Source organism: Kribbella pratensis (genome assembly GCF_004365355.1).
Lineage (GTDB): Bacteria > Actinomycetota > Actinomycetes > Propionibacteriales > Kribbellaceae > Kribbella.
Genome location: NZ_SODP01000001.1, coordinates 3,045,299 through 3,070,794, shown reverse-complemented (window position 1 = coordinate 3,070,794; position 25,496 = coordinate 3,045,299). Strand labels below are relative to the sequence as shown.

The 25,496-nt window shown below is 69.5% G+C and carries 24 protein-coding genes; 12 read left to right on the top strand and 12 right to left on the bottom strand.

The genetic code is table 11. From position 1 onward, the window contains the following. The first annotated feature begins 115 nt into the window (after positions 1-115). Positions 116-412, top strand: coding sequence for a GH12 family glycosyl hydrolase domain-containing protein (locus EV653_RS42090; RefSeq protein ID WP_238159735.1), 297 nt, complete (start codon positions 116-118; stop codon positions 410-412). On the opposite strand, the gene EV653_RS14505 is transcribed toward EV653_RS42090, so the two are convergent. Together EV653_RS14505 and EV653_RS14500 are read right to left on the bottom strand one after the other, a co-directional pair. Further along, positions 391-2,397 carry a glycoside hydrolase family 36 protein gene (locus EV653_RS14505; RefSeq protein ID WP_134102869.1) on the bottom strand — a complete coding sequence of 669 codons (2,007 nt, stop codon included), beginning with the start codon at positions 2,395-2,397 and terminating at the stop codon, positions 391-393. The genes EV653_RS42090 and EV653_RS14505 overlap by 22 nt on opposite strands. Beyond that, the gene (locus EV653_RS14500; RefSeq protein WP_134102866.1) at positions 2,394-3,287 is read right to left on the bottom strand and encodes a DMT family transporter; all 894 of its coding nucleotides are present in this window, start codon (positions 3,285-3,287) and stop codon (positions 2,394-2,396) included. Before EV653_RS14500 ends, EV653_RS14505 begins: the two co-directional genes overlap by 4 nt. Before the next feature lie 40 nt (positions 3,288-3,327). Between EV653_RS14500 and EV653_RS14495 the strand changes: the two genes are divergently transcribed. The 3 genes from EV653_RS14495 (at position 3,328) to EV653_RS14485 (ending at position 7,544) form a co-directional block, all read left to right on the top strand. Next, entirely contained in the window at positions 3,328-3,822 is a 495-nt protein-coding gene (locus EV653_RS14495) for a MarR family winged helix-turn-helix transcriptional regulator (RefSeq protein ID WP_238159734.1), read from the top strand. Between the two features lie 213 nt (positions 3,823-4,035). Further along, positions 4,036-5,991, top strand: coding sequence for a glycosyltransferase family 4 protein (locus EV653_RS14490; RefSeq protein ID WP_134102860.1), 1,956 nt, complete (start codon positions 4,036-4,038; stop codon positions 5,989-5,991). A gap of 95 nt (positions 5,992-6,086) precedes the next feature. After that, entirely contained in the window at positions 6,087-7,544 is a 1,458-nt protein-coding gene (locus tag EV653_RS14485; protein ID WP_134104263.1) for a glycosyltransferase family 87 protein, read from the top strand. Here EV653_RS14485 and EV653_RS42480 read toward each other — a convergent pair. Together EV653_RS42480 and EV653_RS42475 are read right to left on the bottom strand one after the other, a co-directional pair. Continuing rightward, positions 7,541-8,035 carry a pyridoxal-phosphate dependent enzyme gene (locus tag EV653_RS42480; RefSeq protein ID WP_255510730.1) on the bottom strand — a complete coding sequence of 165 codons (495 nt, stop codon included), beginning with the start codon at positions 8,033-8,035 and terminating at the stop codon, positions 7,541-7,543. The genes EV653_RS14485 and EV653_RS42480 overlap by 4 nt on opposite strands. A gap of 29 nt (positions 8,036-8,064) precedes the next feature. Continuing rightward, complete coding sequence (locus EV653_RS42475) at positions 8,065-8,475, bottom strand: pyridoxal-phosphate dependent enzyme (protein WP_255510729.1); 411 nt, start codon at positions 8,473-8,475, stop codon at positions 8,065-8,067. Between the two features lie 84 nt (positions 8,476-8,559). Between EV653_RS42475 and EV653_RS14475 the strand changes: the two genes are divergently transcribed. After that, positions 8,560-8,820, top strand: coding sequence for a WhiB family transcriptional regulator (locus tag EV653_RS14475; protein WP_134102857.1), 261 nt, complete (start codon positions 8,560-8,562; stop codon positions 8,818-8,820). Here EV653_RS14475 and EV653_RS14470 read toward each other — a convergent pair. The 4 genes from EV653_RS14470 to EV653_RS14455 all read right to left on the bottom strand — a co-directional run bounded on the left by EV653_RS14470 (position 8,817) and on the right by EV653_RS14455 (position 12,979). Next, positions 8,817-9,665: an ATP-grasp domain-containing protein gene (locus EV653_RS14470; RefSeq protein WP_134102854.1), complete on the bottom strand. Its 849-nt coding sequence runs from the start codon at positions 9,663-9,665 to the stop codon at positions 8,817-8,819. The two genes, EV653_RS14475 and EV653_RS14470, sit on opposite strands and share 4 nt — an antisense overlap. Next, positions 9,622-10,902: a glycosyltransferase 87 family protein gene (locus EV653_RS14465; RefSeq protein WP_166679391.1), complete on the bottom strand. Its 1,281-nt coding sequence runs from the start codon at positions 10,900-10,902 to the stop codon at positions 9,622-9,624. The genes EV653_RS14470 and EV653_RS14465 overlap by 44 nt, the downstream gene beginning before the upstream one ends. Before the next feature lie 122 nt (positions 10,903-11,024). Then, on the bottom strand, positions 11,025-12,332 hold the full coding sequence (locus EV653_RS41675) for a DUF2064 domain-containing protein (RefSeq protein WP_202871596.1): 1,308 nt from the start codon (positions 12,330-12,332) through the stop codon (positions 11,025-11,027). Next, the gene (locus EV653_RS14455) at positions 12,329-12,979 is read right to left on the bottom strand and encodes a glycosyltransferase family 2 protein (RefSeq protein ID WP_134102848.1); all 651 of its coding nucleotides are present in this window, start codon (positions 12,977-12,979) and stop codon (positions 12,329-12,331) included. Before EV653_RS14455 ends, EV653_RS41675 begins: the two co-directional genes overlap by 4 nt. Before the next feature lie 122 nt (positions 12,980-13,101). On the opposite strand from EV653_RS14455, the gene EV653_RS14450 reads away from it, so the two are divergent. Together EV653_RS14450 and EV653_RS14445 are read left to right on the top strand one after the other, a co-directional pair. After that, a complete protein-coding gene (locus EV653_RS14450; RefSeq protein ID WP_134102845.1) occupies positions 13,102-13,812 on the top strand; it encodes a response regulator transcription factor in 711 nt (236 codons plus the stop codon). Beyond that, positions 13,809-14,969: a sensor histidine kinase gene (locus EV653_RS14445; RefSeq protein WP_134102842.1), complete on the top strand. Its 1,161-nt coding sequence runs from the start codon at positions 13,809-13,811 to the stop codon at positions 14,967-14,969. The genes EV653_RS14450 and EV653_RS14445 overlap by 4 nt, the downstream gene beginning before the upstream one ends. On the opposite strand, the gene EV653_RS14440 is transcribed toward EV653_RS14445, so the two are convergent. Further along, positions 14,943-15,980 carry an NAD-dependent epimerase/dehydratase family protein gene (locus EV653_RS14440; RefSeq protein ID WP_134102839.1) on the bottom strand — a complete coding sequence of 346 codons (1,038 nt, stop codon included), beginning with the start codon at positions 15,978-15,980 and terminating at the stop codon, positions 14,943-14,945. The genes EV653_RS14445 and EV653_RS14440 overlap by 27 nt on opposite strands. Next, a complete protein-coding gene (locus EV653_RS14435) occupies positions 15,977-16,753 on the bottom strand; it encodes an S-methyl-5'-thioadenosine phosphorylase (RefSeq protein WP_134102836.1) in 777 nt (258 codons plus the stop codon). The genes EV653_RS14440 and EV653_RS14435 overlap by 4 nt, the downstream gene beginning before the upstream one ends. A gap of 86 nt (positions 16,754-16,839) precedes the next feature. Between EV653_RS14435 and EV653_RS42085 the strand changes: the two genes are divergently transcribed. Both EV653_RS42085 and EV653_RS14430 read left to right on the top strand, forming a co-directional pair. After that, positions 16,840-17,334, top strand: coding sequence for a hypothetical protein (locus EV653_RS42085; protein ID WP_238159733.1), 495 nt, complete (start codon positions 16,840-16,842; stop codon positions 17,332-17,334). Beyond that, entirely contained in the window at positions 17,331-18,281 is a 951-nt protein-coding gene (locus tag EV653_RS14430; protein ID WP_238159732.1) for an RNA polymerase subunit sigma-70, read from the top strand. Before EV653_RS42085 ends, EV653_RS14430 begins: the two co-directional genes overlap by 4 nt. On the opposite strand, the gene EV653_RS14425 is transcribed toward EV653_RS14430, so the two are convergent. Both EV653_RS14425 and EV653_RS14420 read right to left on the bottom strand, forming a co-directional pair. After that, positions 18,282-18,494 carry a hypothetical protein gene (locus tag EV653_RS14425; RefSeq protein ID WP_134102829.1) on the bottom strand — a complete coding sequence of 71 codons (213 nt, stop codon included), beginning with the start codon at positions 18,492-18,494 and terminating at the stop codon, positions 18,282-18,284. Between the two features lie 66 nt (positions 18,495-18,560). Then, the gene (locus tag EV653_RS14420) at positions 18,561-20,216 is read right to left on the bottom strand and encodes a bifunctional 3'-5' exonuclease/DNA polymerase (RefSeq protein ID WP_134102826.1); all 1,656 of its coding nucleotides are present in this window, start codon (positions 20,214-20,216) and stop codon (positions 18,561-18,563) included. A gap of 123 nt (positions 20,217-20,339) precedes the next feature. Here EV653_RS14420 and EV653_RS14415 point away from each other — a divergent pair, with 123 nt between their 5' ends. From EV653_RS14415 to hrpB, 3 genes are all read left to right on the top strand, one after another. Beyond that, on the top strand, positions 20,340-21,695 hold the full coding sequence (locus tag EV653_RS14415; RefSeq protein ID WP_134102823.1) for an aminotransferase-like domain-containing protein: 1,356 nt from the start codon (positions 20,340-20,342) through the stop codon (positions 21,693-21,695). Between the two features lie 72 nt (positions 21,696-21,767). Continuing rightward, positions 21,768-22,667, top strand: a complete 900-nt coding sequence (pdxS, locus tag EV653_RS14410; protein WP_134102820.1) for a pyridoxal 5'-phosphate synthase lyase subunit PdxS — start codon at positions 21,768-21,770, stop codon at positions 22,665-22,667. Between the two features lie 44 nt (positions 22,668-22,711). Continuing rightward, positions 22,712-25,261: an ATP-dependent helicase HrpB gene (hrpB, locus tag EV653_RS14405; protein ID WP_134102818.1), complete on the top strand. Its 2,550-nt coding sequence runs from the start codon at positions 22,712-22,714 to the stop codon at positions 25,259-25,261. Positions 25,262-25,496: the final 235 nt, after the last annotated feature.

Genomic DNA, 25,496 nt, shown 5'->3' with positions numbered 1-25,496 from the left:
AGTTCGGCACCTGGTCCAACGGCGGGTACACCGTTCGCAATGACGTCTGGGGCAGTGGTGCGCAACGACGTACGACACCTGGGCCGACAACAACGCCTACGAGATCATGCTGTGGATGAACAAGCAGGGGGCGGTCGGCGCGATCGGGTCGAAGCAGACCACGGTCTCCGTCGGCGGTCAGACCTGGGACGTCTACCGCGGCAGCAACGGCGCCAACGCGGTGTTCTCGTTCGTCCGCACGTCCAGCACGAACTCGGGGTCGGTCGACGTCAAGGCCGTGCTGAACTGGATCCGCGGTCAGGGCTGGATGGGTGACGCCACGGTCGGCGAGGTCCAGTTCGGCTTCGAGATCACGTCGTCGTCCGGCGGCCTGAACTTCACCAGCAACTCCTACTCGGTGTCGTCCAGCTGATCGACCCGGAGGATTCGCGCCGACGGCTCGGCCAGCTCGGTCGCTACGACGAGGGTGTCGTCGTACCAGGTGGTGGTCCAGCCGTCGGCGTCGGTCGGGAAGATCGGACGGACGGTCCCGCGCGCCAGCGGGATCGTCACCTCGGCCGGGCCGGCGCTTCGGTGCCACACGGCGAGATAGGTGGATCGAGAGCCGGTCAGGCCGAGTGCCACCCACTCGTCGGTCCACTCCGGCAGGCCGAGCGGCCAGCAAGGGACGAGAGTGTCGAGCTCCTTCAGGACGTCGCGATGCGCCGCCAGCGCGGATCGGATCAGCTCCAGCTCGGCGTCGGTCATCCGGTTCAGGTGACCCGACAGGTAGAGCCGACCGAGCACGCCGTTCACCAGCGCAAGCGTGAACTCCTCGCGCGTCGTCCCGCTGATCGGATAGGCCCAGTGCCCGGCCTGCTCAGGCAGTACGGCGGCCGGCGCCGCGGCGCTGATTGTTGCGTAGAGCAACGGGTGCTGCTGGTCGGAGGTGGACTGCAGATGCAGGCGCGAGAGCATCGCGTAGTCCATCCGCATCGCCCCGGAGGCGCAGTTCTCGATCAGCAGTTCGGGGTGCCGCTCCTGCAGTGCGTCGAGCCAGTCGAGCAGCGCCCGCTGGTGTTCGAGCAGTCCGTGTCCGAGCGACGTACCGCCCTTGTCGGTGCCCGGCCCGGTCATCGTGTTGTTGTCGAACTTGAAGAAGCCGATGCCGAAGTCGGCGACGAGCCGGTCGACCGTGTCGTCGAGGTGCCGGCGCGCCAACGGGTTGCGCAGGTCGAGCAGATACCGGCCGTGCTCGGCGACGCGGATGCCCTGCTCGGTGAGAAACGCGTCGTCGGGCAGCTCGTGAGCGATCGGCGCGTCGACGCCGATCACCTCGGGTTCGAGCCAGAGGCCGGGCACCATGCCGCGTTGGTGGATCCGGTCGATCACCTCGCCCAATCCGCCGGGGAAGCGGGTGGTCGAGGGCTGCCACGCCCCGACGGTGCTCCACCAGTCGCCCTCGGCGTACCAGCCGGCGTCGATGCAGAAGTAGTCCGCGCCGACCTCCGCCGCGGCGTCGATGAGCGGCAGCAGCTTCTCGGTCGTTGGATCGCCCATCAACGTGTTCATGTAGTCGTTGAAGATCACCGGCATCCGGTCGTCGACCGGCCGGCGCTTCCGCACCGCACGACGTTGACGGGTGAGCGCGGCGAAGACGCTGTCCCGATCAGTTCCGGCGACAAGCGAGACCGGCACTGTGGTGAACGTCTCGTCCGCGGTCAGCCGTAGCGTCCATTGGTGCTCCTGCGAGGTCGGCCCGCTGAGCAGGAGATAGCCGCCGCGCCGGTTCTCGCCGAGCTCGTAATGCCACGGCCCGTTGTGTTCGATCTGCCAGCCGAGGGCATACGACGTACCGACGAGGACGCCGACCGGCAATCGTTCGCCGGTCGACCACGAGCCGGTGCTGGTCACGGCGTGCCGGCTCTTGGACACCGGGTAGTGCGGGTCGCGGACGATCTGCGGTACGCCGCCCGCACGCAGCGACTGCACCGACCAGCGGTTCTCGGCCATCCAGTCGTTGGCGGCGGAGTACAGATCGGCGTCGACGGAGTCCAAGCCGACGACGAGCGATGAGAGGAAGTCCAGCACGAGTTCGCCGGGCCGCGTGAGAGATGCCTCGGACCAGGCCTGCACGCCGGCCCCCGCCTCGAAGACGCTCGTCACGCGAAGACCGGTGGTCGCGTCCTCCTGGACGATCCGCAGCATGGCGCCGGAGTCCTCGTGGGTGACGTAGCGGAGCCGCCGGCCAAGGACCGTGTCGACATGGCGGTTCGTGCCGGGGGAGCGCCCGTGTCCGAGTGCGGAGACCTCGACCAGCGGCTGGCTCCCAGGCTCCGTGCCGGTGGTCAGCCGGACCGGGCCGTCGTCGAGCGCGAAGGTCAGGGTCAGCTCAGGCGTCCGCCACACGAGGTTCATCGATAAACCTTAGAAGGCTCCGCCCTTCCGGCCTCAACTCGCGATCCGCGACGTGGACGGCTCAGCGTGATCCCGAACAGCACGAGGCCCAGCCCGAGCACCTGCTGAAGCGTGAGCACGTCGCCGGAGACCAGAACGCCGAGCAGTACGCCGGTCACGGGATTGAGCAGCCCGATCAGCCCGACGGACGCTGCGCTGAGGTGACGCAGGCCCGTGAACCATGTGGTGAACGCGAGAGCGGTCGCGACCAGGCCGACGTACGCGAAACCGCCGATCGCGGGCAGATCGAGGTGAGGCGGGCCGCCCTCGAAGATCACCGCGAACGGGATCAGGACCAGACCGCCGGCGATCAGCTGCCAGGCGGTGGTCGCGATCGGGCCGTCGGCTCGTCCCCACTTCTTGGCAAGGATGTAGCCGAAGGACGACATGGTGAGGGCCGCGACCGAAGCGGCGACGCCACGCAGGTTCACGGCGGTCGTTCCGGTGCCGAGGAGCAGGCAGACGCCGGCGATTCCGGCCGCGGCGCCGGCCAGGACCGGAACGGTCGGTCGTTCGGCGAGCAGCGCCCAGGCGAAGAGGGCCATCGTGAGCGGCGAGGCGGACATGATCGTCGACGCGAGGCTGACCGGAAGCAGCTGGGACGCAAGGTAGATCAGCGCGAAGAAGGCGCCCATGTTGCAGACGCCGAGCAGCAGCGATCGCCACCACCAGACGCCGCGGGGGAGACGCCGGGCCACGCAGAGCAGGAGGAACCCGGCGGGCAGAGCACGGAACACCGCGCCGTACAAGGGATGTCCGGTCGGCAGGTACTCGTGTGTGACGAAGTAGTTCGTGCCCCAGGCAATCGGTGCGATCGCGGTGACCAGGGTCCAGCGGAAGGTATCTTCCATGGAAAACACTATAGCTTCCCAGGAAGATATAGTGGTCCGCGTGACCGATCACGTGGCCAGGATCCAGGCGGAGTGGCAGGCGGAGCGGCCGGATGTCGACACCAGCCCGCAGGGGGTGATCGGCCGGCTGCACCGGATCGCGAATCAGCTCACCGGTGAGCTGACGCTGCTCTACGCGAAGTACGGGCTGTCGGAGGGGGAGTTCGACGTCCTCGCGGCGCTCCGGCGCGCGGGTTCGCCGTACGAGCGTGCGCCGGGGGAGATCGCGCTGCACACGATGGTGACGACCGGCGCGGTGACCAAGCGGGTCGATCGGCTCGAGGCGGCCGGTCTGGTCCGGCGGCGGCGCAGCGACGAGGACGGGCGCGGTCGCGTGGTCCGCCTGACCCCGGCCGGGCGCCGACTGATCGACAAGGCGTTCGCCGCACATATGGCAAACGAGAAGCGGCTGCTCGAACCGCTCAGCGCGGCCCAGCGGGCCCAACTCGAGAGCATCCTCACAACCTGGCTGGCGCATCTGGAACCGCCGGATTGAATTGAACGCTTGACAGTGGCGAGCCAAACGTTTGTACCGCTATTTTGCTGAAGTCGCAACTTTCTTGAAGCTTGAGGCATCATGAAAGTGGCCAGGGACTACGCGAAAGTCCCCGCGGTGCTAACGACCGGGCGTCCCCGTCGTTGAACCGTGCAATCACCGCTGTGAGCTCCAGCACTCCCCGCCTGCGCTCACGAAGGCTCAGGAGAGTGTGTGCACGTCCCTCGCATTGTGATGATCGTCGCGAACGACATCACCAACGACACCAGGGTCCTCAAGGAGGCCGTCGCGCTGGGCAAGGCCGGTTACCAGGTCACGCTGCTCGGAGTGTCCGCGTCCGGCCGGCTCGCCATCGACACCATCCAGTCCGGCAAGTCCGGCAAGTCCGGCAAGTCCGGCAAGTCCGGCCGGTCCGAGGTGGTGATGATCCGCGTGCCCGGCCACTTCGTCCTGCGGGACGAGCGCAACCGCCGGCGCCGGCTCCGCCGCGGCCGCCGGTTGTTCGACGTCCGGCCCGAAGGGGTCGAGACGGCCCGGGTCGCGGCGCGGCTCGCGGACCTGAAGGCTGAGCGCGGACGAGCCACGGCGCGGCGCAAGGCGGGTCAGGTCGGTGCGGCCGCCCATCTGGCCGGGGTGGCCCGCCGATCGCTCCGGCACCGACGCCTGCGGCTGTCCCAGGCAGCGGTGTCGGCGCGCGCCTGGCTCGGCGAGACCGAGGCCGAGCTGGCCACCAACTTCTGGCAGTGGTGGGACACCCGGCTGCCCGGCCGGAGCGGTCTGGTGAGGTGGCGCTCGGTCATTCCGGAGGCCGACGACTACGAGGCGATCTTCGGCGACCTGATCGACCAGCTGCGGCCGGACGCGCTGCACGCCCACGACATGCACGTCATCGGGGTCGCCTCGCGCGCCGCGGGCCGGGCCGACCTCCGCGGTCGCAGCCTGAAGGTCGTGTACGACGCCCACGAGTACGTCCCCGGCCTGTCGCAGTACGGCGGCCGCACGCCGCGGATGATCGCGGCCTGGGCGCAGCACGAGGCCGAGTACATCCGGACCGTGGACCGGGTGGTCACGGTGAGCCCGGCGATCGCCCGGACCCTGCAGAAGCGGCACAAGCTGGACCGCGAGCCGACCGTGGTGATCAACAGCCCGGAGCTGTCCGAGCGCGACAGCGGGATCACCGACATCCGCGCCACGATCGGGCTGCCCGCCGAGGTGCCCCTGCTGGTCTACAGCGGCGGGGTCACCCGGGCCCGCGGCGTCGAGACCGCGATGGAGGCCTTGCCGCTGCTGCCCGGCGTCCACCTGGCTGTCGTGTGCGTGCCGCACGCTCGCACGCGACCCGTCGACGAGCTGCGGGCGCTCGGCGCGTCCCTGCAGATCGAGGACCGGGTGCACTACCTCGACCCGGTCGCGCCGAACGACGTGATCCACTTCCTCCGGACCGCGGACGTCGGGCTGATCCCGATCCTGCGGTACCCGAGCCACGAGATGGCCCTGCCGAACAAGGTCTTCGAGTACACGTTCGCCGGGCTGCCGGTGGTGACCAGTGACATGCCGACGCTCGAGGAGTTCGTCGGCAAGACCGGTATCGGCGAGGTCTTCGAGGCCGAGAACCCGGACGCGCTGGCCGTTGCTGTGAAGACCGTCCTGCAGGACCCCGAGACGTATCGCGAACGCGCCGCGGACCCGGGGTTGCGGGACGAGATGTCCTGGGAGACCCAGGCCGGTCACCTGCGCGACCTGTACGCCGAGCTGGTCGGCGCCCCGCCCGTCCAGGAGGACGTCGTACCCCGACTGGTGCTGGGACCGAACGGCTCCAAGGCCGCGAAGGCGTGGTTCCAGGACATTGAGGGTGCCGAGATCATCCGGCGCCCGTTGACCTTGCCCGACCTGGATCGCGTGACGCATGTCCTGATGGAGGACTGGCAGTCGGTGCTGGGCAGCGACGACCTGATCGCCGACCTGCCGCTGCTCACCGCCGCCCGGATCAAGCACGCCGTCGTGGTCTACGGCCGGATCGACCGCCAGGACGTACGGCGCCGGATGCGGGCGTATGACGGCACGGTCTTCGTCACCGACCGCGTGATCGCGGATGCCGTCGAGGGCACCGTCTGGCTGCCGCCGGCCGACGAGGGCGCGAAGGTCCTGCGCGACTTCCTGGCCGGCTAGCTCCCGCTGCGAACGCCATGCGGGGACACCTCCTCAACCCGCCTGGACACGGGTGGGTAACCTCTGGTGGTCGCAAGGTGAGCCGATAGGAGATGATGCCCACCGTGACCGGACCACAACGCGAGCTCGCGCAGGCGCCGTCGGAGAATGATCCGGCCGTCGCCGGCCTGACCGTTGGGCTCGGTGGGCCGTCCGGGCGGTTCGCCCGGCCCGGTTCCTCCTGGTGGACGCCGCTGCGGATCGCGCTCGCGGTGTGCACGATCACGTTCGGGCTCGGCGTCCTGCAGAAGGCGCCGTGCATGGAGGCCGGCTGGGACCGGCAGAGCTGGCGGCCGTTCAAGGCGCTGTGCTACTCCGACATCGGCTTCCTGTACCAGGAGCGCGGTTTCGCCGAGGGCAATCGGCCGTTCCTCGACACCGGCAACTACCCGGTGCTCGAGTACCCGGTGCTGACCGGCGGCTTCATGGAGGTCGCGGCGCGGATCACCTGGTTGATGACCGGCGACCCGAAGAAGGACATCACCGTCGAGCAGAAGCGCGACACGGCCGGCGTGTTCTTCGTGGTCAACATGGTGATGCTGTTCATCTGCGCACTGCTGATCGTCGGCTTCACCGCCGCCACGGCCCGCGGGGCCGAAACCCGTCCCGGTGCCGCGCGAGGGCAGCCTCTGGACGCCCTGTACGTCGCTGCGGCGCCCGTGCTCGCACTGACGTCGACGATCAACTGGGACCTGTTCGCGGTCGCGCTGACAGCGGGCGCGATGTTCGCCTGGTCGCGCGGTAAACCGGTGTGGTTCGGCATCCTGCTCGGGCTCGGGACGGCGGCGAAGTTCTATCCGTTCCTCCTGCTCGGGCCGTTGCTGATCGTGTGCATCCGCGGCCGGAAGCTGTGGCCGTGGTTCCAGGCGGCGATCGCGGCCGGGGTCGCGTGGGGTCTGGTGAACGCGCCGATCTACCTGCTCGCGAAGAACGAATGGCTGTCGTTCTGGCAGTTCAACGATCAGCGCGAGAGCGACTACGGCTCGATCTGGTACGTCCTCAAACTCGCCAACCACGAGGTCGCGGACGTCAACCAGCTGAACATCGTGATCTTCGCCGGCCTGTGCCTGTCGATCGCGATCCTCGGGCTGATGGCGCCACGACCGCCTCGGTTCGCCCAGCTGGCGTTCCTGGTCGTCGCGGCGTTCCTGCTGATCAACAAGGTCTACTCACCGCAGTACGTCCTGTGGCTGCTGCCGCTGGTCGCGCTGGCCCGTCCGCGCTTGCGGGACTGGCTGATCTGGCAGGCCTGTGAGTGCTTCTACTGGATGCTGGTGTGGATGCATCTCGCCCAGTTCCTGGCGCCTGGCGATCCGCAGGTGCCGGACCGGATCTACTGGTTCTCCGTGATCCTGCGGATGGCCGGCACGCTGTGGCTGATGCTCGTGGTCGCCCGCGACATCCTGCTGCCGGAACGGGACCCGGTCCGCCGGGGCGGCCTGGTCGACGATCCGAGTGACGGCGTACCGTCGCGGGGCCGAACCAGGCTGGCCACCGCGCTGGACCCTGCCTAGAGCATCAGTTTCGACACGTCGAGGTTGCCGCCGCTGACGACAGTGGCGGCTGTGGTGGTGTGGTCGAGCTGGATGCTGCCCTCGAGCAGCGCCGCGAACGGAGCGGCTGCCGCCGGTTCGAGGGCGAGCTTGGTGCGTGACATGACCAGACGGGTCGCCTCGAGAAGAGCGTCCTCGCTCACGCGGACGATCTGGTCGACGTACCGCTGGATGAGCGGGAAGTTGCGGGTGCCGCAGACAGGCGCGGCAAGGCCGTCGGCGATCGATCGGGCCGTGGCAAGCTGCTGCGGCTCGCCGGCCTCGAGGCTGCGGCTGACCACGTCGGCTTGCTGAGGCTCGATCCCGATCACGCGGATCTCCGGCTTCACCAGCTTGAGCGCCGTCGCGACGCCCGAGATCAGCCCGCCGCCACCCACCGGCACCAGGACGGTGCCGAGGTCGGGCCGGTCCGCCAGCAGTTCGAGCCCGAGGCTCCCGTGTCCGGTGATCACGTCCTCGTCGTCGAACGGATGGACACCGGTCAGCTTCGCTCGTCCTTGATCCGCTCGTACTGCGCCATCAGGTCACCCTCGACGAGCTCCACGGTCGCGCCGTACCCGCGGGCGGCGTCGATCTTCGCCTGGACGGCGGTCTTCGCCATCACGACTGTGGCCGGGACGCCGGCGTCCCGTGCGGCCCAGGCGAGCGCACCGGCCGCGTTCCCGGCCGAGACCGTGATCACGCCACGCTCCCGCTCGGCGGCGCTGAGCCGGAGCAGCTTGGTCAGCAGACCGCGGACCTTGAAGCTGCCGGTCTTCTGGAACAGCTCGGCCTTGAGCACCAGGTCGGCGCCGAATCGCTCGTTCAGCGCCGACGAGGTCAGCATCGGTGTGCGGTGGATCCGTCCCTCGAGCTCCCGGGCGGCCTGGCGGATGTCATCGAGTGTCGGCATACCTCAGACCTTAAAAGTCCAGTAACCCGATCATATTTCGAGACATAGGCTGCCGACGGTCGCGGGGGTTCTACGGTCGGAGTCATGAGGCCGACCCTGACCGTGATCGTGGATCCCGCCGACCGCTGGATGAGCCGGGCCGCGTGTATCGGGCAGGCGCCGGCGTACGACGAGAGCGCGTCCCGCTGGGAGCAGAGCAAGGCCCGTGAGCTGTGCGTTAAGTCGTGCCCGGTGCTGGAGGAATGCCGCGAGTGGGCCCGGCGGACGAAGTACACCGGAACGGCCGCCGGCGAGACCCTGTTGTACGGGCGTCGCCGCGGCCATCCCGAGTCGGCTGCGAGCTAGACGCGCGCCGCGACTGCTGCGGCGAGCTTCTCTGCGGCTTCCGGGTGCTGCGGGAAGAACAGCTCCGGCTCGATCAGTTCGAGTTCCATCAGCAGGAAGCGGCCGTTGACGACCACGCCGTCGACGCGGGCGTACGCCGGCGTGCGGCCGGCCGCCTGCAGCGCGGTCCGGGCGCCGTCGAGTACGACCTCAGTCGGCTCGGCCGGCGTCACGGTGCCGCCGAAGTCGTCCTGGACGCGGTAGTCACCCGCGGCTGGGTGCTTGACCACCGCGTGGGTGAACTCGCCGTCGACGAAGATCAGCGACCACTCGCCGTCCTCGACGATCTCGGACTGGAAGGGCTGCACGAGGTACACGAGCTCGGGCAGCTCGGTCAGCGTCCGGTCGAACTCGGCGGAGCCCGCGACACCGCGGACGGTGTGCAGAGCGGTCGCGCTGACGGTCGGCTTGACCACGATCTCCTGCCCGGCGAGCCCGCTCACCACCTCACGCAGGCACGCGCCGGCCGCGACCTGGGACGGCACGATCGCGACACCGCGCTCGCGGAGCTCGAGCAGGTACCGCTTGTCGCCGTTCCAGCGGATCAGACCGGAGTCGTTGAGCAGCGGTACGCCGGCCTTGTCGAGCAGCGCGAGCCACTCGGTGAACTCGTCGTACCGCCGGTGGTAGTCCCAGACGGTGCGGAGCAGGACCGCGTCGTACGCCGACCAGTCGACGGACGGGTCGGTCCACACCTCGGCCACCGGATCGAAGCCGGCGGTACGGAGGGCTTCGACGAGCGGGAGGTCGTTCGGGTGCAACTCAGCGTGCTCGGCCGAGGTCGCGAGGGCGATGCGTTTCGTCACGCTCGCCAGTGTTGGCAGGCGACCGGGCCGCAGTCAAACCTGATTCCGCAACGAATCGGCGACGGATCGTAATCGCGCTGACAACGATGACACCGGCCGCGAGGTAGATCAGGCCCTGCCGGGTGTCGTGGCCGAAGCTCCCGTAGGCGAGGTACGCCGCGATCGGTACGGCGAGCCATTCGGGGCGGTGCGCGAGCGCGGCGAGCGCGATCAACGGGAGGCCGTACCACGGGTACGTCGGCGTGGCGATCAGCAGCGCGGCGCCGTACAGCCAGCAGCAGGTGAGGGCGAGCGGGTCGCGTCTGGTTCGGGTGAAGGCGAGGACGGCGAGGGTGAGTGCGAGCAGCGCGGCGACGATCTGGCGGACCTCAGGAGGCAGCAGGAGCGCGAGAATCGCCGATCTGGAGCTGCCGTCGTCGAACCCTTCCTGGCTGAGGTAACCGGGCAGGAAACCGAGCACCAAGGTGCCGACGGCAAGGATATGCGGGACGTACGACGCGATGAAGGTGCTGAGGGCAACGATCGGCCGCCGGGTGCGGAAGGCCGGGAGGAGGAGAAGCGGGAGGAGCTTGACACTACCGGCCGCGCCGAGGAAGACGGCAGCAAGCTTCGGGCGCTTCGCAGCGGTGATGACGGCGGCCGTGATGAGCAGGGCTGCGAGGACGTCGACGTGCGCGGCGTTACCCGCCTCGAGAGCGACGATCGGTGACCAACCCCACAAGGCGGCCCACCGGGGATTTTGTACGGCGAGTAGCCAGGTGAGTGCAATCGCGAGCAATGCGGCCGCTATCTGCAGGCCGAGCGTGCCGACGGACCATGGGGTGAACAGCGCGACCACGGTGAAGTAGGCCTGCGCGACCGGCGGATAGATCGTCGGCACCAACGGCCGATTGATGCGCGTGCGCGGGTCGTCGGCGGAGTACTTCGCGAGCGCGTCCGGATCGGTCGGCACGCGTGGCGGTCCGGTCACGCCCGACTTCTGCGTCGGCGACAGTCCGGGGAACAGCACGGGATCCCGCAGTTGGGCAAGCGAGTCGTCCAACGGCACGTGGGCGTACGGCGAATGCCCGGCCAACTGCACCCGCCCGTCCCACACGTACCGATAGGCGTCCGTACTCGTGATCGGCGCGTGCAGCAACCCAGGCACCTGGCACAACCCGGCCACGATCACGACGGCGGCAACACCCAGCCCCCGCCCGAACCGCCACACAATCGCCGCGACCGCCAGGGTCCCCACCGCAAGCACCCCATTGGGCCCCCATTGCCCCGCCGCCGCCACCACCGCCCCCGCACTCACCACCACTGCCGCGCCCCCGCCAATCCAACTTTGAGCACGGTTCGACCATCGCGAGCGCCGGATCATGGTTGGGCCGTGCACAAAGTGGGCGGGGTCACGGCGGGGGAGGTGGTACGGCGGAGGGCCAGGAAGGCTCGGTGGCCGGCGCGCCAGTCCTCTGTCGGGTGGAGATTGGCGTGGCGGGCGTAGCGGAGTACTGCGCGGGTGCCGACTCTTGCCCAGGGCAACGGGGTGGAGCGGCGGCCGGTGGAGCTGCGGAGCACGATCGGCGCGGTGTCGTCGAGGTCGTCGTTCGGGTCGACCTCGACCAGGACGAGGCCGTCGGGCCGGACGAGTTCGGCGCAGCGGCGGAGCAGGTCGACCGGGTCGCCGCCGATCCCGATGTTCCCGTCCATCAGCAGCACGCTGCCCCAACGGCCTTCGCCCGGCAGCCGGTCCTGCACCGGACGATGGAGAGCAGCCGCGCCCCGCGACGTCGTGAGTTTCACGGCGCGCGGTGAGACATCGACGCCGAGCGCGGGAATCCCGCGTTCGGCTAGTGCGGTCACGATCCGTCCAGGTCCGCAGCCGATGTCGAGCACCGGGCCTTCGCAGCGGCTCAGTGCGAGCCGGTCGACCTCGTCGGCGGGCGCCGTCCAGCGATCGAGCTCGGACAGTGCCGGCACGGTCCGACCATCGATGCCAGTGGCAACAACACGCGCACTACCGCCGAGGGCTTGCTCGAACAGCAACCCCGGATGCGCCGCGTGCTGCAACCGCCGGTACAACCGCGACACCCGCAACGACGGGAACTCGGCCGCGAGGTACGCCGCGTCGCGGGGCGTGTCCATGTCGCGCAGCGTCGGCAGCATCCCCACCCGCAGACCCAGCTCCTGCAACCGCTGCAGTTGATCGCGTCCGGTGTGATCGGTCGACATCGGTACGCCGACGAGCGCGCGACGGTCCGGCGTTCGGAGCCCGAGGCACCAATACCCGCCGTCCTCGGTCAGCCCGAGCACAGCGTCGTACCCGGCCCAATGGAACCCGAGCAGCTCGGGCCGGATCTGCGGCGTATCCATTCCGACGAGCAGCATCGGCGAACCGTCGTACGCGTCCTCGAAGGCCGCCGCGATCCGCTCGTCCAGCCCGTCGCCACGCTGTCCGACAACCGTGAACCCGGCCGGCAACCACGGGCCCGGATCGCCCTCCAGCGCGAGAACCCGCTGCGACGCACGCGCCGCGAGTACTGCGCCCAGGGTGTCCACCAGCGACGCCCGGGCCAACGCCGCCGCCTCCTGCGCAGTGAACTCGCTCTGCAGCCGCGTCTTCACCCGCCCCGCCACCGGCTCCTTCGCGAGGACGATCAGCGTCCCCTTCACCGTTTCCTTCACCGGGCAAGAACCTTCGACATGTCCAGTACGGCGCGCGCCGCACCCAACGGGGTCCCCGTCACCTTCGAACGACCCGAACGCGGCAGGTAGTCCACATCCACCTCGGCGATCCGCCAGCCCGCATCGGCTGCCCGCACAACGGTTTCCAGCGGGTAGCCGGACCTTCGATCGGTCAGCCCGAGCTCCAGCAGCGCCGTACGACGGCCCGCCCGCATCGGACCGAGATCGTGCAGAGCAACGCCCGTACGCCGCCTGATCCGGCGCGACAGCTCGAGGTTGGCGAGGCGGAGATGCCACGCCCAGGTGCCCCGTGTCACCGGGCGCCGGCGACCGACGACGAGGTCGGCGCGATCGGCAAGGACGGGTGCGGTCACCCGGCTGAGCTGCTGTGGATCGAGCGACGCGTCCGCGTCCATCACGGCGACGACGTCGGACTCGGCCGCTTCCAGGCCGGCGTGGCAGGCAGCGCCGTACCCCTTGAGCTCGCAAGGTACGACGGTGGCGCCGAGCCGGGCGGCGATTTCGGGGGAGCCGTCCGTGGAGCCGTTGTCGACGACGATGGCGCGGACGCCGGCCGGGAGCCGTTCGAGGATCCAGGGCAGGGCGGCCGCCTCGTTCAGGCACGGCAGGACGAGATCGACGGGCATTCTTCGACGGTAGGGACGAAGGCGCGGCCGCGGTGGCAGAACCCGGCTACGGATCGCTTACGTCGTACTGCGTTCCGGCACTGGTGCGGCCTCGCGCCGACCGGACGATCTACGCTCTGAGCGTGGCTACTCGTGTTCTCGTGGTCGACGACGACCCGACTGTGTCCAACGTCGTCTCCGCTTACCTGACCAAGGCGGGGTACGCCGCCCGCGTGGTCGCGGACGGCGTGTCGGCGGTCGAGGTCTGGCAGCAGTGGAAACCGTCTGTCGTCGTCCTGGACGTGATGCTGCCCGGATTGTCCGGCCTCGAGGTGCTGCGCCGGATGCGCGCGGCCGACGACGGGGCCGCGGTGATCATGCTGTCGGCGCGCGGCGAGGAGGAGGACCGGCTGGTCGGGCTCGAGGTCGGCGCCGACGACTACGTGGTCAAGCCGTTCAGCCCGCGCGAGCTGACGCTGCGGGTGCAGGCGATGGTGCGGCGCGAGGAGCGGCTGGCCGGGCTCGACCTGACGCCGACCAAGCTGAGCGCCGGGCCGGTCATGGTCGACACCGCGGCGCGACGGGCGTACCTGAACGGCGACGAGCTGTCGCTGACCCACCGCGAGTTCGACCTGCTCGCGTATCTCGTCTCGCACGCCGGCAAGGCGTACACCAAGGCAGAGCTGCTGCGGCGGGTGTGGGGCTGGGACTTCGGCGACTCGTCGACCGTCACCGTGCACGTACGGCGGCTGCGCGAGAAGATCGAGGCCGATCCGTCGGATCCGAAGCTCGTGCTGACCGTGCCGCGGACCGGGTACCTGTTCGCGGGCGACTTTACGGGCGACCGAGCATGAACAAGGACATGTTCACGATCCTCGCGCTCACCACGTTGTGGACGCTGGTGGTCGCGGGGATCGGCGCGGCGATCCTGTGGCAGTTCCGGCGGCGGTCGTTGCGGGTGACGATGATCGTCGCGGGTCTCGCGCCGATGGCGGCGGCGCTGGCCGCCGTACTGCAGAGCGTGCGGGCCATGTTCATCTCCGAGCACGACTCGTGGGTGGTGCTGTGGACGTTGGCGTTCGCGGCCCTGCTCGGGCTGGCGATGACGGTCCTGCTCGGGCACTGGATCACCACGGGGTCGCGGGACGTCGGCCGGCGGTTGCGGCAGCTCGGTACGTCGTACGACGCGCCGGAGGCTCGGACCAGGGCAGTGCCGGCCGAGCTGGCCGACCTCACGAACGAGCTGGAGATGACGCGGAAGAAGCTGGCCGCGTCGCATGAGCGGGAGCGGGCGTTGGAGGCGAGCCGGCGCGAGCTGGTGGCGTTCATGTCGCATGACCTGCGGACACCGCTGGCCGGGCTGCGGGCGGTGTCGGAGGGACTCGAGGACGGCGTGATCGAGGACGTGCCGGGTGCGCTGCGGCAGATGCGGTCGACCGTCGATCGGATGACCGGGCTCGTGGACGACCTGTTCGAGCTGTCGAGGTTGTCGGCAGCGCCGTTGCCGACGCGGCGGTCCGCAGTCAGCCTGCGTGAGCTGGCCGAGGACGTCGCGGGGGAGAACAACGAGCACGCCCGGGCCGAGGGCGTCCGGCTGGCGTTGTCGACCCCGAACAACGACGATCGCCTCGCCGTACGAGGGGATCCGGACGAGTTGACGCGCGCAGTGACGAACCTGGTCGGCAACGCGATCCGGCACACGGCTCCCGGCGGAACCGTGACCGTTTCGGTGGACCGGGAGACGGATGGCCGCGTGCGCCTGGCCGTGACCGATGCCTGTGGCGGCATCCCGGACGACGACCTCGAACGAGTCTTCGACATCGGCTGGCGTGGCGACGAGCAGCGCACGCCCGAGCCGGCCGGCAACTCGACTCATGCCAGTGGTGGCGGGCTCGGGCTCGCGATCGCCCGCGGTGTGGTCGAATCGCATGACGGCAGGATTGGCGTCACCAACGTCGACGGCGGGTGCGCGTTCCAGATCGACCTACCGCCGGTTGCCGCTCACAACTAGATCCCTCAATCCGGTGGCCAGGTCGTAGCCCGGCTTCCACCCGAGATCGTACTTCAGCCGGTCCGAGGACGCGGTGATGTGGCGGACGTCGCCAAGACGGTACTGGCCGGTGACGACCGGGCTCGGACCGTCGTAGACGTGGGCGAGCTCTGTCGCCAGATCGCCGATCGTGCGGACGGTCCCGCTGCCGACGTTGTACGCCGTGAACGCCGGCTGCTGGGGAAGCGCGGAGGCTGACATGGTGACGGCCGTCGCGATGTCGCGGACCTGCACGAAGTCGCGGCGCTGCCGGCCGTCCTCGAAGACCCGCGGTGCTTCACCTCGCTCGAGCGCCGAGCGGAAGATCGCGGCGACTCCGGCGTACGGCGTGTTGCGAGGCATGCCGGGGCCGTAGACGTTATGGAAGCGGAGGGCGGTGACGCGGCCATCCGTTTCGCGAGCCCACGTTGCGGCGAGGTGTTCGCCGCTGAGCTTGCTCGTCGCGTAGGCGTTCCGCGGATCGAGTGCGGCGTCCTCGCTCACGAGGCCGGGCTGGAGCGGCGCGCCGCAGTACGGGCAGGGCGGCTCGAAGCGGCCGGCTTCCAGGTCCTCGGTACGGCGTGGTCCCGGCGCGACCTGACCGTGCTGGGCGCAGTCGTAGCGGCCTTCGCCGTACACGACCATCGAGCTGGCGTAGACGAGGTGGCGGATCTTGGCGTGGGCCAGAGCTTTGAGGACGATCGCCGTACCCAGGCTGTTGGTGGAGACGTAGTCGTCGATGTCGTCGAGATGTACGCCGAGGCCGACCTTGGCGGCGAGGTGGATGACGGTGTCGATGCCCTCCAGAGCCTGGGCGACGCAGTCGGCGTCGCGGATGTCGCCCACGATCAGGCCGGGACGAGGCGTGGGTTTCTGGGCGTGGACGTCCGGGCGGAACGAGTCCAGGATCGTGACCTCGTGGCCCTCGGCAACGAGTTGGTGGTGGACGTGCTGGCCGATGAATCCGGCGCCGCCGGTGAGCAGGACTCTCATCGGGCTGCCGCCGTACCGTCGAGGGCGTGCCGGCAGCTGCAGTCCGCGTCGGGTTTCGGCAGCTGGCTGATCACGTCCTTGAGCAGGTCCTGCAGGCGCTCGATGCTGTGCTTGAACGCTTCGAAGACCTCGGCCTGCGTGACGCCGGCGCCGGTCTCGACGCCCGCGTCGTGGTCGGTGACGACGGCGATCGACGTGTAGCAGAGGGCGAGCTCGCGTGCGATCGCGGCCTCCGGCGCGCCGGTCATGCCGACGACCGACCAGCCCTGCGCCGCGTGCCATTGCGATTCGGCCCGGGTCGAGAACCGCGGGCCGTTGATCACCACCATCGTGCCATCGGGTACGACGTTGCCGGCGGCAATCACCGTGGCGCGGCCGGCCGGGCAGTACGGGTCGGCGGCGGAGGTGTGGACGACCGGGGCTTCGTCGTACACGGTGTGATTCCGACCCCAGGTGCGGTCGACGTACTGGTCCGGGACGACGAACGTGCCCGGGGTGAGCTCGGGTTTCAGCGAGCCGACGGCGCACGGGCCGAGGACTTGACGGACGCCGAGTTCGCGCAGTGCCCAGAGGTTCGCGCGGTAGTTGACGCGATGCGGCGGGAACCTGTGGTCGGCGCCGTGCCGGGGGATGAACGCGACCTGGCGGCCGTCGAGGTCCCCGACCACCGGCGGCTCACTGGGCGCGCCGAACGGGGTGTCGAGCTCGATGGTTTCCGCGTCGGTGAGGAACGAGTAGAACCCGGAACCACCGATCACGCCGATATCAGCCATGGCTCCGACGCTAACGGCGGCAGCGGCGGCGACTACCGGATCCGGCCGGACCGTCAGCGCTCCGTAATCGATGGTCGAATATGCGCGTGGAGATCTCCGGGGTGCTGCTCGCGGTCGGCGCGCTGCTGCTGCTGATCGGCGCCTACGCGACCTGGACGGCCGGTCGGCTGGACCGCCTGCACCACCGGGTGGATCTCGCCCGCGCCTCGCTGGAGACCGAGCTGGCGCGCCGGTCCGCGCTGGTCGCGGAGCTGGCCGGCAGCGAGATTCTCGATCCTGCTTCTGCGTTGTTGTTGCTCGACGCGGCGCACCGGGCGCGCGCGGCGTCGCTCGACGTACTGGAGGTGCGCGAGCAGGCGGAGTCCGCGCTGACCCGGGCGATCCATGCCACCGGCACCGATATCGAGCCGTGGGCGGGGGAGCTGACGCTCGCGATGCGCCGGGTGCAGTTGGCGCGACGGTTCCACAACGACGTCGTAGTGTCTACGCGGGACCTGAGGCAGCGGCGGCTGGTGACCTGGTTCCGGTTGGCCGGTCATGCGCCGATGCCGGCCACGATCGAGCTCGAGGACGGGGAATGAGCAGCTTCGAGGAGCACGTCGAGCGCTATCGGCACGAGCTGCGCGTGCACTGCTACCGGATGCTCGGGTCGTACGACGAGGCCGAGGACCTGGTCCAGGAGACGTTCCTGCGGGCGTGGCGAAGGCTGGACGATTTCGAGGGCCGGTCGTCGGTTCGGGCGTGGCTGTACCGGATCGCGACCAACGCGTGCATCGACGTACGGCGGCCACGTCGCGTTCTCCCGTACCAGCTCGAGCCTGCCTCCTTTCCGTCGACGGCCCTTCCGGCGCGGGAGGACGTGCCGTGGTTGCAGCCGTTTCCCGACGTACTGCTGGATCGGGCGGAGGAGCCGGACGCGGTCGCGATCCGGCGGGAGACGATCGAGTTGGCGTTCCTGATCGCGATCCAGCATCTTCCGGCGCGCCAACGCGCCGTACTGATCTTCCGCGACGTGCTGGGCTGGCCGGCCCGGGAAACCGCTGATGCCGTGGACCTGTCGGTGGCCGCCGTGAACTCAGCCCTTCAGCGAGCTCGACCTGTCCTTCGCGAACACCTTCCGTCGCACCGCTCGGAGTGGTCGGCTCCCGATGTCTCTGCCGACGAACGCAAGCTCCTGCGGAGCTACATGACCGCGTGGGACAACGCCGACCCCGACGCGCTCGCAGCTCTTATGCACGAAGACATCCGGATCACGATGCCGCCGTACCCGTTCTGGTTCGAGGGCCGCGAGGATGCGGTGGGCTCGTTGATCCCGAACCTCACGCCGGAGTATCGCGGTCATTGGCGTTTCCTGCCGACCACGATCAACCGCCAACCCACCCTCGCGGCCTATCTCTTACCCCCGCATATGACGTCCTATCAGCTGTTCGCACTCGATATCTTCCGCATCGAGGACCGTCGAATAGCCGAAATTACCGCCTTCGAAACCACGGACCACAAACTTTACGGATTACCTGCGACGGTGTGATCAGGCGCCGTGCTCGTTGGGCTGCCTGCGGGTGCGGTTCGAGAAGTCGCCGGTGACCTTACCGCGGTGGTAGACCCGGTTGTCGTCGCCGAGATGCCCGGCCTGGGTCGCCTTCTTGGCCTGCTTGCCGCTGGTCGTGCCACCGTTCGCCACCGCCTGCGCGCCGGTGATCTTCTTCCCGAACCTCGTCTTCGGCTCTTCCTTTTTCGCCATGCCACTCTCCCATCAGTCGGAATGCGGAGACGTCAGCGGCCCGGTGGCGTAAAAACTCGTTTGAAACTATTTGGCGTCCGCGTAGCTTTCCACGGTTGCCGTGGTGAAGGCGAAATTGGTGGGGGTCGGGCCGAAAGTCAGCGTGCCGGCCAGATTGCCGGCCTGCTGGATTGCGTCGGCGACCTGCTCGGCCTCGTCGGCTGGGCAGTGGACGATGACCTCGTCGTGCTGGAAGAAGACGAGCTCCGCCTTCAGCGGCGTGAGGGCTTGCCGGAGCGCGGCGAGGAGCAGGAGAGCCCAATCGGCCGCACTGCCTTGGACGACGAAGTTCCGGGTGAAGCGACCGCGGGCTCTGGCGTGGCGTGGGTCGGTCGTGGGGACGTCCGCGGGCGGGCCTTCGAGAAGGGCCGCGTCGAGCGGATGGCCGGTGGGCGGGCAGGTGCGGCCCAGGTACGTGCGAACCAGGCGGCCCTCTTCGCCTGCTCTGGCGGCGTCGTCGACGTACGCGACGGCTTGGGGGAATCGCTTGCGGAGCATGGCCAGGTTCTTCAGGCCGTCCCCAGAGGTCTGGCCGTAGATGGCGCCGAGGACGGCGAGCTTCGCCTGCGCCCGGTCGCCGGAGAACGCCTGGTCCGACACGGCTTTGTAGAGGTCACCGGAATCACTGGAGACCTCCATCAGCGCGCGATCGCGGGAGATCGCGGCGAGGACGCGTGGTTCGAGTTGGGAGGCGTCGGCGACGACGAGACGCCAGCCGGGATCGGCGACGACCGCGCGGCGGATGACCTTCGGGATCTGCAGACCGCCGCCGCCGTTGGTGATCCAGCGACCGGAGACCGTGCCGCCGGGGACGAAGCCGGGGCGGAAGCGGCCGTCGTGGACCCAGTCGTTCAACCAGGACCAGCCGTTGGCGGTGTAGATCCGATACAGCTTCTTGTACTCCACGAGGGGCGCCACGGCCGGATGGTCGATCGTCTCGAGCTCCCACCGCCGGGTCGACTTCAGTTGATACCCGGCCTGCTTGAACGCCTTCAGTACGTCGGCCGGCAGCTCGGGCCGGACCCGATGACCGAACGCGGCCGAGATCTCGTCCGCCAGCTCGGTCAACCGGCGTGGTTCGCCCGTACCCCCGAAGCGCTCGCCGAGCAGCTCGCTCAGGACGTTGCGATGGGCCTGCGCGCTCCACGGCAGACCGGCGCGATCCATCTCGGCGGCGATCAGCATCGCGGACGATTCCGATGCCGTGAGCAACCGCATCCGGTCCGGGTGCTCCGCGAGGTCATGCCGCCGGAGCTGGTCGGCGTACACCCTGAGCAGGGCCTCGAAGGCGATCGGCTCGGCAGGAATGTCGAACAGCGACGACTGCTCGCCCGGCACGACGGCGCGCATCGGCGGATCTGGCGGGACCGGCGCCCCGCTCAGCCGCGCCCAGGCGGCGGCCGCGGAGCGTGGCTCGCCGAGGCGGCCCTCGTGCCCGAGCAGCAGGCCTTCGGTGTTCTCGAGGTCGTAGCAACGCTCGACCCGGACCCCGGCCGCGAGCAGGCGTGGATAGATCTCGGCCGACGATCGCCACACCCATCGGGTGACCTGCGGCCGCGACGCCACGGCCGCGACGAGGTCGGGCTCGTGCCGGATCTCGCCGGCGGGCTGCCCGTCCGGATGCAGCGCGACAAGCGTCGCCCCGCCGCCGTCCTCAGGCGCGATCGCCCACCGTTCGTCCATACGCGAATCCTCACACCCCGCACCGACATCCGCGGACTTTGAGCACCCGTCAACCATCGCGGGCGGCTGGGAATGGTTGGTGGGTGCTCAAAGAGATGAGGCCAGTGGTGGGATAGTGGACTTATGTGGCGTGCGGGGGATCTGGAAGCGGCCGACGGGACGAAGACCGAGCAGGTCGAAGGTCTCGTACTGCGGCGGATCGAGCGCGGCGACCTGTCCATCGGATCGCGACTGCCCTCGGAGCGGGTCCTCGCGGAGCGGCTCGGGGTGAGCCGGGTGACCGTCGTACGCGCCTTGGAGAACCTGCGGCGGGACGGCGTACTGGAGACCAAGCGGGGATCTGGGACCGTGGTGCGGCCATTGGACCGGCTGCTGGACCCGGTCGCGCCGGCGTCGACGGTCACGGCGGGGGACCAGCCCGTACTGGACCTGCGGTTCGCGACCACAGCCGCGCCACATGACGTGGCCGAGGCCGCTGCCCAGATCGTCGAGGACGGATTGCCCCAGGCGATGGGTGGCGATGGACCGCCGCCAGGTGGGTCGATCGAGCTCAGAGCAGCGCTGGCGGAGCGGTTGACCGTCGAGGGCGTGCCGACAGAGCCGGAGCAGCTCACGCTCACCGTGGGCGCAGCGGCCGGACTGAACGCCGCGTTGGCCGGACTGGACCTAGGGCCGGGTGTGGCGATCACCGAGACCCCGACGTACCCGGCTGCGTTCGATCTGCTCCGCAAACACCGCCTGGACGTAGCAGGCTGGCCCGCTGGCGTCTGGGACACCGATCAGCTCGCCCACCTCTGCCGGCGCCACCGCCCGAAGGTCATCTACCTGCAGGCCGACAACCACAACCCAACCGGACTGAGCCTCCCGGCGGACCGGCGCCAGGCGGTCGTCGAGATAGCACGGCGGTACGGCGCTGCGCTGATCAGTGACGAGACCATGCGGCCGCTGTGGTTGGCCAGTGGGGAGCAGGCCGAGCCGCTCAGCCGGTATCCCAGGACTGTGAGTGTGGGATCGCTCTCTAAGACGGTGTGGGGTGGGCTGCGGGTGGGGTGGGTCCGGACCGGAAAGCAGTTGCGACGGCGGATCAACACAGCCGCACAGCTCAGCGTGGCTTCTCCGAGTGCGCTGGACGACCTCCTGGCGCGGGCGATCGTCCAGAAGCTCGACAAGGTGATCGGCCGCCGCCGTACCCGGCTCCGCACCAACCTGGCCGCACTGGAAACTGGACTGAGGACGCTGAACGGTGTGGCCTGGCCCACGCCGACCGGCGGTATGACGCTGTGGCTGGAGCTGACCGAGACCAGAGCACGCAGAGTGCTCGAGGCTGCACGCGAACAGAACCTTCTGCTTGGCTCGGGCGACCTGTTCACGCCGGACGGCACCGACCGGCGGCACATCCGGATTCCGTTCACTGCCCCGCCGGCGACGCTGCGGCTGGTCGTCGCCCGGCTCGGCGATGCGCTGGCTCAGTCCACTTGATATGAGGTGGACTGAAGATCCATGCCGGAAACCTCCTAATCTGAAGAGGAGCCCCACGACCAGGAGGAAGCAGTGAGCGAGAACGTGACCCCGCAGACCGGTACCGCGAAGGTGAAGCGCGGGATGGCCGAGATGCTCAAGGGCGGCGTGATCATGGACGTCGTCACCGCCGAGCAGGCCAAGATCGCCGAGGACGCCGGTGCGGTCGCGGTGATGGCGCTGGAGCGGGTCCCGGCCGACATCCGTGCGCAGGGCGGCGTGTCCCGGATGAGCGACCCGGACATGATCGACTCGATCATCGGCGCGGTCTCGATCCCGGTGATGGCCAAGGCCCGGATCGGTCACTTCGTCGAGGCTCAGGTCCTGCAGAGCCTCGGAGTGGACTACATCGACGAGTCCGAGGTGCTCACCCCGGCCGACTACGCCAACCACATCGACAAGTGGCAGTTCACCGTGCCGTTCGTCTGCGGAGCGACCAACCTGGGCGAGGCGCTGCGGCGGATCACCGAGGGTGCGGCGATGATCCGCTCGAAGGGCGAGGCCGGCACCGGTGACGTGTCCAACGCGACCACCCACATGCGCCAGATCCGCCAGGAGATCCGCAAGCTCACCAGCCTCCCTGAGGACGAGTTGTACGTCGCCGCCAAGGAGCTGCAGGCGCCGTACGAGCTGGTCAAGGAGGTCGCCACGCTCGGCAAGCTGCCCGTCGTACTGTTCACCGCCGGCGGTATCGCCACCCCGGCCGACGCCGCGATGATGATGCAGCTCGGCGCCGAGGGCGTGTTCGTCGGCTCCGGCATCTTCAAGTCCGGCAACCCGGCCCAGCGCGCCGAGGCGATCGTCAAGGCCACCACGTTCCACGACGACCCCGACGTGATCGCCAAGGTCTCCCGAGGCCTGGGCGAGGCCATGGTCGGCATCAACGTCGACGACATCCCGCAGCCGCACCGCCTCGCCGAGCGCGGCTGGTAGCAGGTCGGACCTGGCGCTGGCTGCTGGTCGGCTAGCGTCGGGGTGTGTTGCTGCCTGAATCGTCCGTGCAGGGGGCGGAGCTGCCTGTGCGGGCGGTTCTGCCCGCTGTAGTCGATGCGGTGCGTGGGCGCGGTACGGCGGTGCTGGTCGCGCCGCCGGGATCCGGGAAGACCTCGCTGTTGCCGCTCGCGCTGGCTGACGCGCTCGAGGGCACGGTCATCGTCGCCGAGCCGCGCAGGATGGCAACCCGCGCGGCCGCGACCCGGCTGGCGATGCTGGTCGGCGAACCGCTCGGGCAGCGAGTCGGCTACGCGATGCGCGGTGAACGCAGCGGCGGCAAGGGGCTTCGCGTCGAGGTGGTGACGACAGGGCTCCTGGTACGGCGTCTGCAGCAGGACCCGGAGCTGCCGGGCGTCGCCGCGATCGTGATCGACGAGTGCCACGAGCGGCACCTCGATGCCGACCTGCTACTCGCGTTCTGCATCGACATCCGGGCGAATCTTCGGGAGGACCTGGCCCTAGTCGCCACCTCGGCCACGGCTGACACGACCAGGCTGAGTCGGGTCCTGGGTACTGACGTTCCGGCGCCCGTCGTCACCGCGTCTGCCGCGCTGTTCGACGTGGCGATCGAGTGGGTGCCACCACCGATCCCCGTGCCGCTGCTTCCCGGCGGACGGGTCGACCCGCGGTTGCTGGATCACGTCGCGGACGTCGTACGGCGTGCGCTGACCGAGAACGACGGCGACATCCTCGTGTTCGTCCCGGGAGAGGCCGAGATCAACGGTGTGACGCGGAGGTTGGCCGGACTGAATGTCCTCCCGTTGTTCAGTCGCCAGTCGAGGGCTGAACAGGAGCGTGCGTTGACGTCGGCCGGCACTCGCCGGATCGTGGTCACGACGTCGGTCGCGGAGAGTTCGCTGACCGTGCCGGGGGTCAGGGTTGTGGTCGACTCGGGTCTTGCCCGGGAGCCGCGGACCGATCAGTCCCGCGGTCTCGGTGCCTTGGTCACCTGCCGGGTCTCGAGATCGTCGGCCGACCAGCGAGCGGGTCGTGCCGGGCGGGAGGCGCCTGGCCGGGTCTACCGGTGCTGGTCTGCCGCCGACCACTCGCATCTCGACGATCATCCGGCGCCGGAGATCGCGATCGCCGATCTGGCCTCCTTCGCGCTCGACCTCGCGGCGTGGGGTGCGCCCGCCGGCGACGGTCTGACCTTGCTCGACGCGCCGCCCGCACCGGCGATGACCGCCGCCACCGAATTGCTGCGCCGCCTCGATGCCATTGACGACGGCGGCCGGATCACCGCGCGGGGACGGCAGATGGTGGCGGTCGGGGCGCATCCTCGGCTGGCTCGCGCGCTGCTGGACGGGACGCCGCGGGTCGGCGCCGACCGGGCCCGCGAGGTCGTCGCGATGCTCTCCGACGACTCCGGCCGCGACTTCGGCGATGATCTGCCCGCCCGCTGGCGAGCCCTCCGCCGCGGCGAGGACCGCAGCGCCACGGCCCGCTGGCGAGAAGAAACAAAGCGCCTTGGCCGAGGCGGGGCGGCCGGTGAGGAGCTGGGCGGCGATCGAGTGCGGCCGGCGGTCGGTGGGCCGGCTGGCCGGGGGAGCGGAGTACCAGACGATCTTGCCGTGGGAGTTGTGGTGGGGTTGGCGTATCCGGATCGGATCGCGCGGCTCCGGCGGGCCGACTCCACGACGTACCAGATGTCTGGCGGAACGGGTGCAGCGCTGGATCCGCAATCGCCTTTGCGGACCACTCCTTGGCTGGCGATCGCGGTTGCCGATCGGGCACCTGGTCGCGCCGACGCCAGGATTCGCTCCGCGGCGCCGATCGACGAGCAGACCGCGCGCGATATCGCCGGCGATCTCGTCTCGACCACCGACCAGATCCGCTGGGACGACGGCCGGATCGTGACGCGGCGCGTCGAGGCATTCGGTGCGATCGTGCTCAACGACGTACCGCTGGCAAAGCCCGACCCGCTGCTCGTCCAAGCGGCCGTCCGCGACGGCATCCGGCGCAGCGGTCTGTCCGTACTGCGCTGGACGGAGCCCGCACTCGCCCTGCGGGAGCGGCTCGCGTTCTGCCACGCCCACCTCGGCGCTCCGTGGCCTGCGGTCGACGATGCGTCACTGCTGGCCGATCTCGACGAATGGCTCGGTACCGAGCTCGCCTCGGTCCGCGGTTCGCGAGACCTTGCCCACATCGACGTGGCCTCCGCGCTCCGGCGACTACTGCCGTGGCCCGCGGCAACCAGGTTCGGCGAACTCGCGCCGGAGCGGCTCCAGGTCCCCTGCGGTTCCGAAGTACGACTCACGTACGACGGCGCCGAGCCGCCCGTCCTCGCGGTGAAGCTGCAGGAGGTCTTCGGCTGGACCGACACTCCGGCCGTCGCGGACGGTCGTGTCCCGGTCGTCCTGCACCTCCTGTCGCCCGCACGGCGCCCGGTCGCGATCACGAGCGATCTCGCCTCGTTCTGGAAACAGGGATATCCGCAGGTCCGAGCCGACCTGCGGGCCCGCTACCCCCGCCATCCGTGGCCGGAAGATCCCCTCACCGCCCTCCCGACCAAGCGAGTGAAACCTCGCCGCTGAACCGGATCAGCCTGGTTCGGTTGCCCGCGGCCCACAATGTAAGGACAAGTTCCGAGGTCACGAAATGGGATCGGATCCGGCGCGTCGGTCGCGGTCGCGGTGCAGGACGGCAAGCGTGGGGACGTGTGCTGCACAAGGGGTTTCGGGCTCGGGGGCCGTCAATTGCGGGGTCCGGGACCCGCCGTCGCGAGGCTTGACGCCGGGCGACTTTGGCAAAGACAATGCGTAATCACTT

What these genes read in the sequence shown, in the direction of transcription:
- EV653_RS14455 (WP_134102848.1), bottom strand. Translation starts at nt 12,979, where the DNA reads ATGCCCGTCGATCTCGTCCTGCCGTGCCTGAACGAGGCGGCCGCCCTG.
- EV653_RS42090 (WP_238159735.1), top strand. Translation starts at nt 116, where the DNA reads ATGAACAAGCAGGGGGCGGTCGGCGCGATCGGGTCGAAGCAGACCACG.
- EV653_RS14445 (WP_134102842.1), top strand. Translation starts at nt 13,809, where the DNA reads ATGAACAAGGACATGTTCACGATCCTCGCGCTCACCACGTTGTGGACG.
- EV653_RS14435 (WP_134102836.1), bottom strand. Translation starts at nt 16,753, where the DNA reads ATGGCTGATATCGGCGTGATCGGTGGTTCCGGGTTCTACTCGTTCCTC.
- EV653_RS14430 (WP_238159732.1), top strand. Translation starts at nt 17,331, where the DNA reads ATGAGCAGCTTCGAGGAGCACGTCGAGCGCTATCGGCACGAGCTGCGC.
- EV653_RS14500 (WP_134102866.1), bottom strand. Translation starts at nt 3,287, where the DNA reads ATGGAAGATACCTTCCGCTGGACCCTGGTCACCGCGATCGCACCGATT.
- EV653_RS14485 (WP_134104263.1), top strand. Translation starts at nt 6,087, where the DNA reads ATGCCCACCGTGACCGGACCACAACGCGAGCTCGCGCAGGCGCCGTCG.
- EV653_RS14475 (WP_134102857.1), top strand. Translation starts at nt 8,560, where the DNA reads ATGAGGCCGACCCTGACCGTGATCGTGGATCCCGCCGACCGCTGGATG.
- EV653_RS14420 (WP_134102826.1), bottom strand. Translation starts at nt 20,216, where the DNA reads ATGGACGAACGGTGGGCGATCGCGCCTGAGGACGGCGGCGGGGCGACG.
- EV653_RS42475 (WP_255510729.1), bottom strand. Translation starts at nt 8,475, where the DNA reads ATGCCGACACTCGATGACATCCGCCAGGCCGCCCGGGAGCTCGAGGGA.
- EV653_RS14425 (WP_134102829.1), bottom strand. Translation starts at nt 18,494, where the DNA reads ATGGCGAAAAAGGAAGAGCCGAAGACGAGGTTCGGGAAGAAGATCACC.
- EV653_RS14440 (WP_134102839.1), bottom strand. Translation starts at nt 15,980, where the DNA reads ATGAGAGTCCTGCTCACCGGCGGCGCCGGATTCATCGGCCAGCACGTC.
- EV653_RS14415 (WP_134102823.1), top strand. Translation starts at nt 20,340, where the DNA reads ATGTGGCGTGCGGGGGATCTGGAAGCGGCCGACGGGACGAAGACCGAG.
- EV653_RS14505 (WP_134102869.1), bottom strand. Translation starts at nt 2,397, where the DNA reads ATGAACCTCGTGTGGCGGACGCCTGAGCTGACCCTGACCTTCGCGCTC.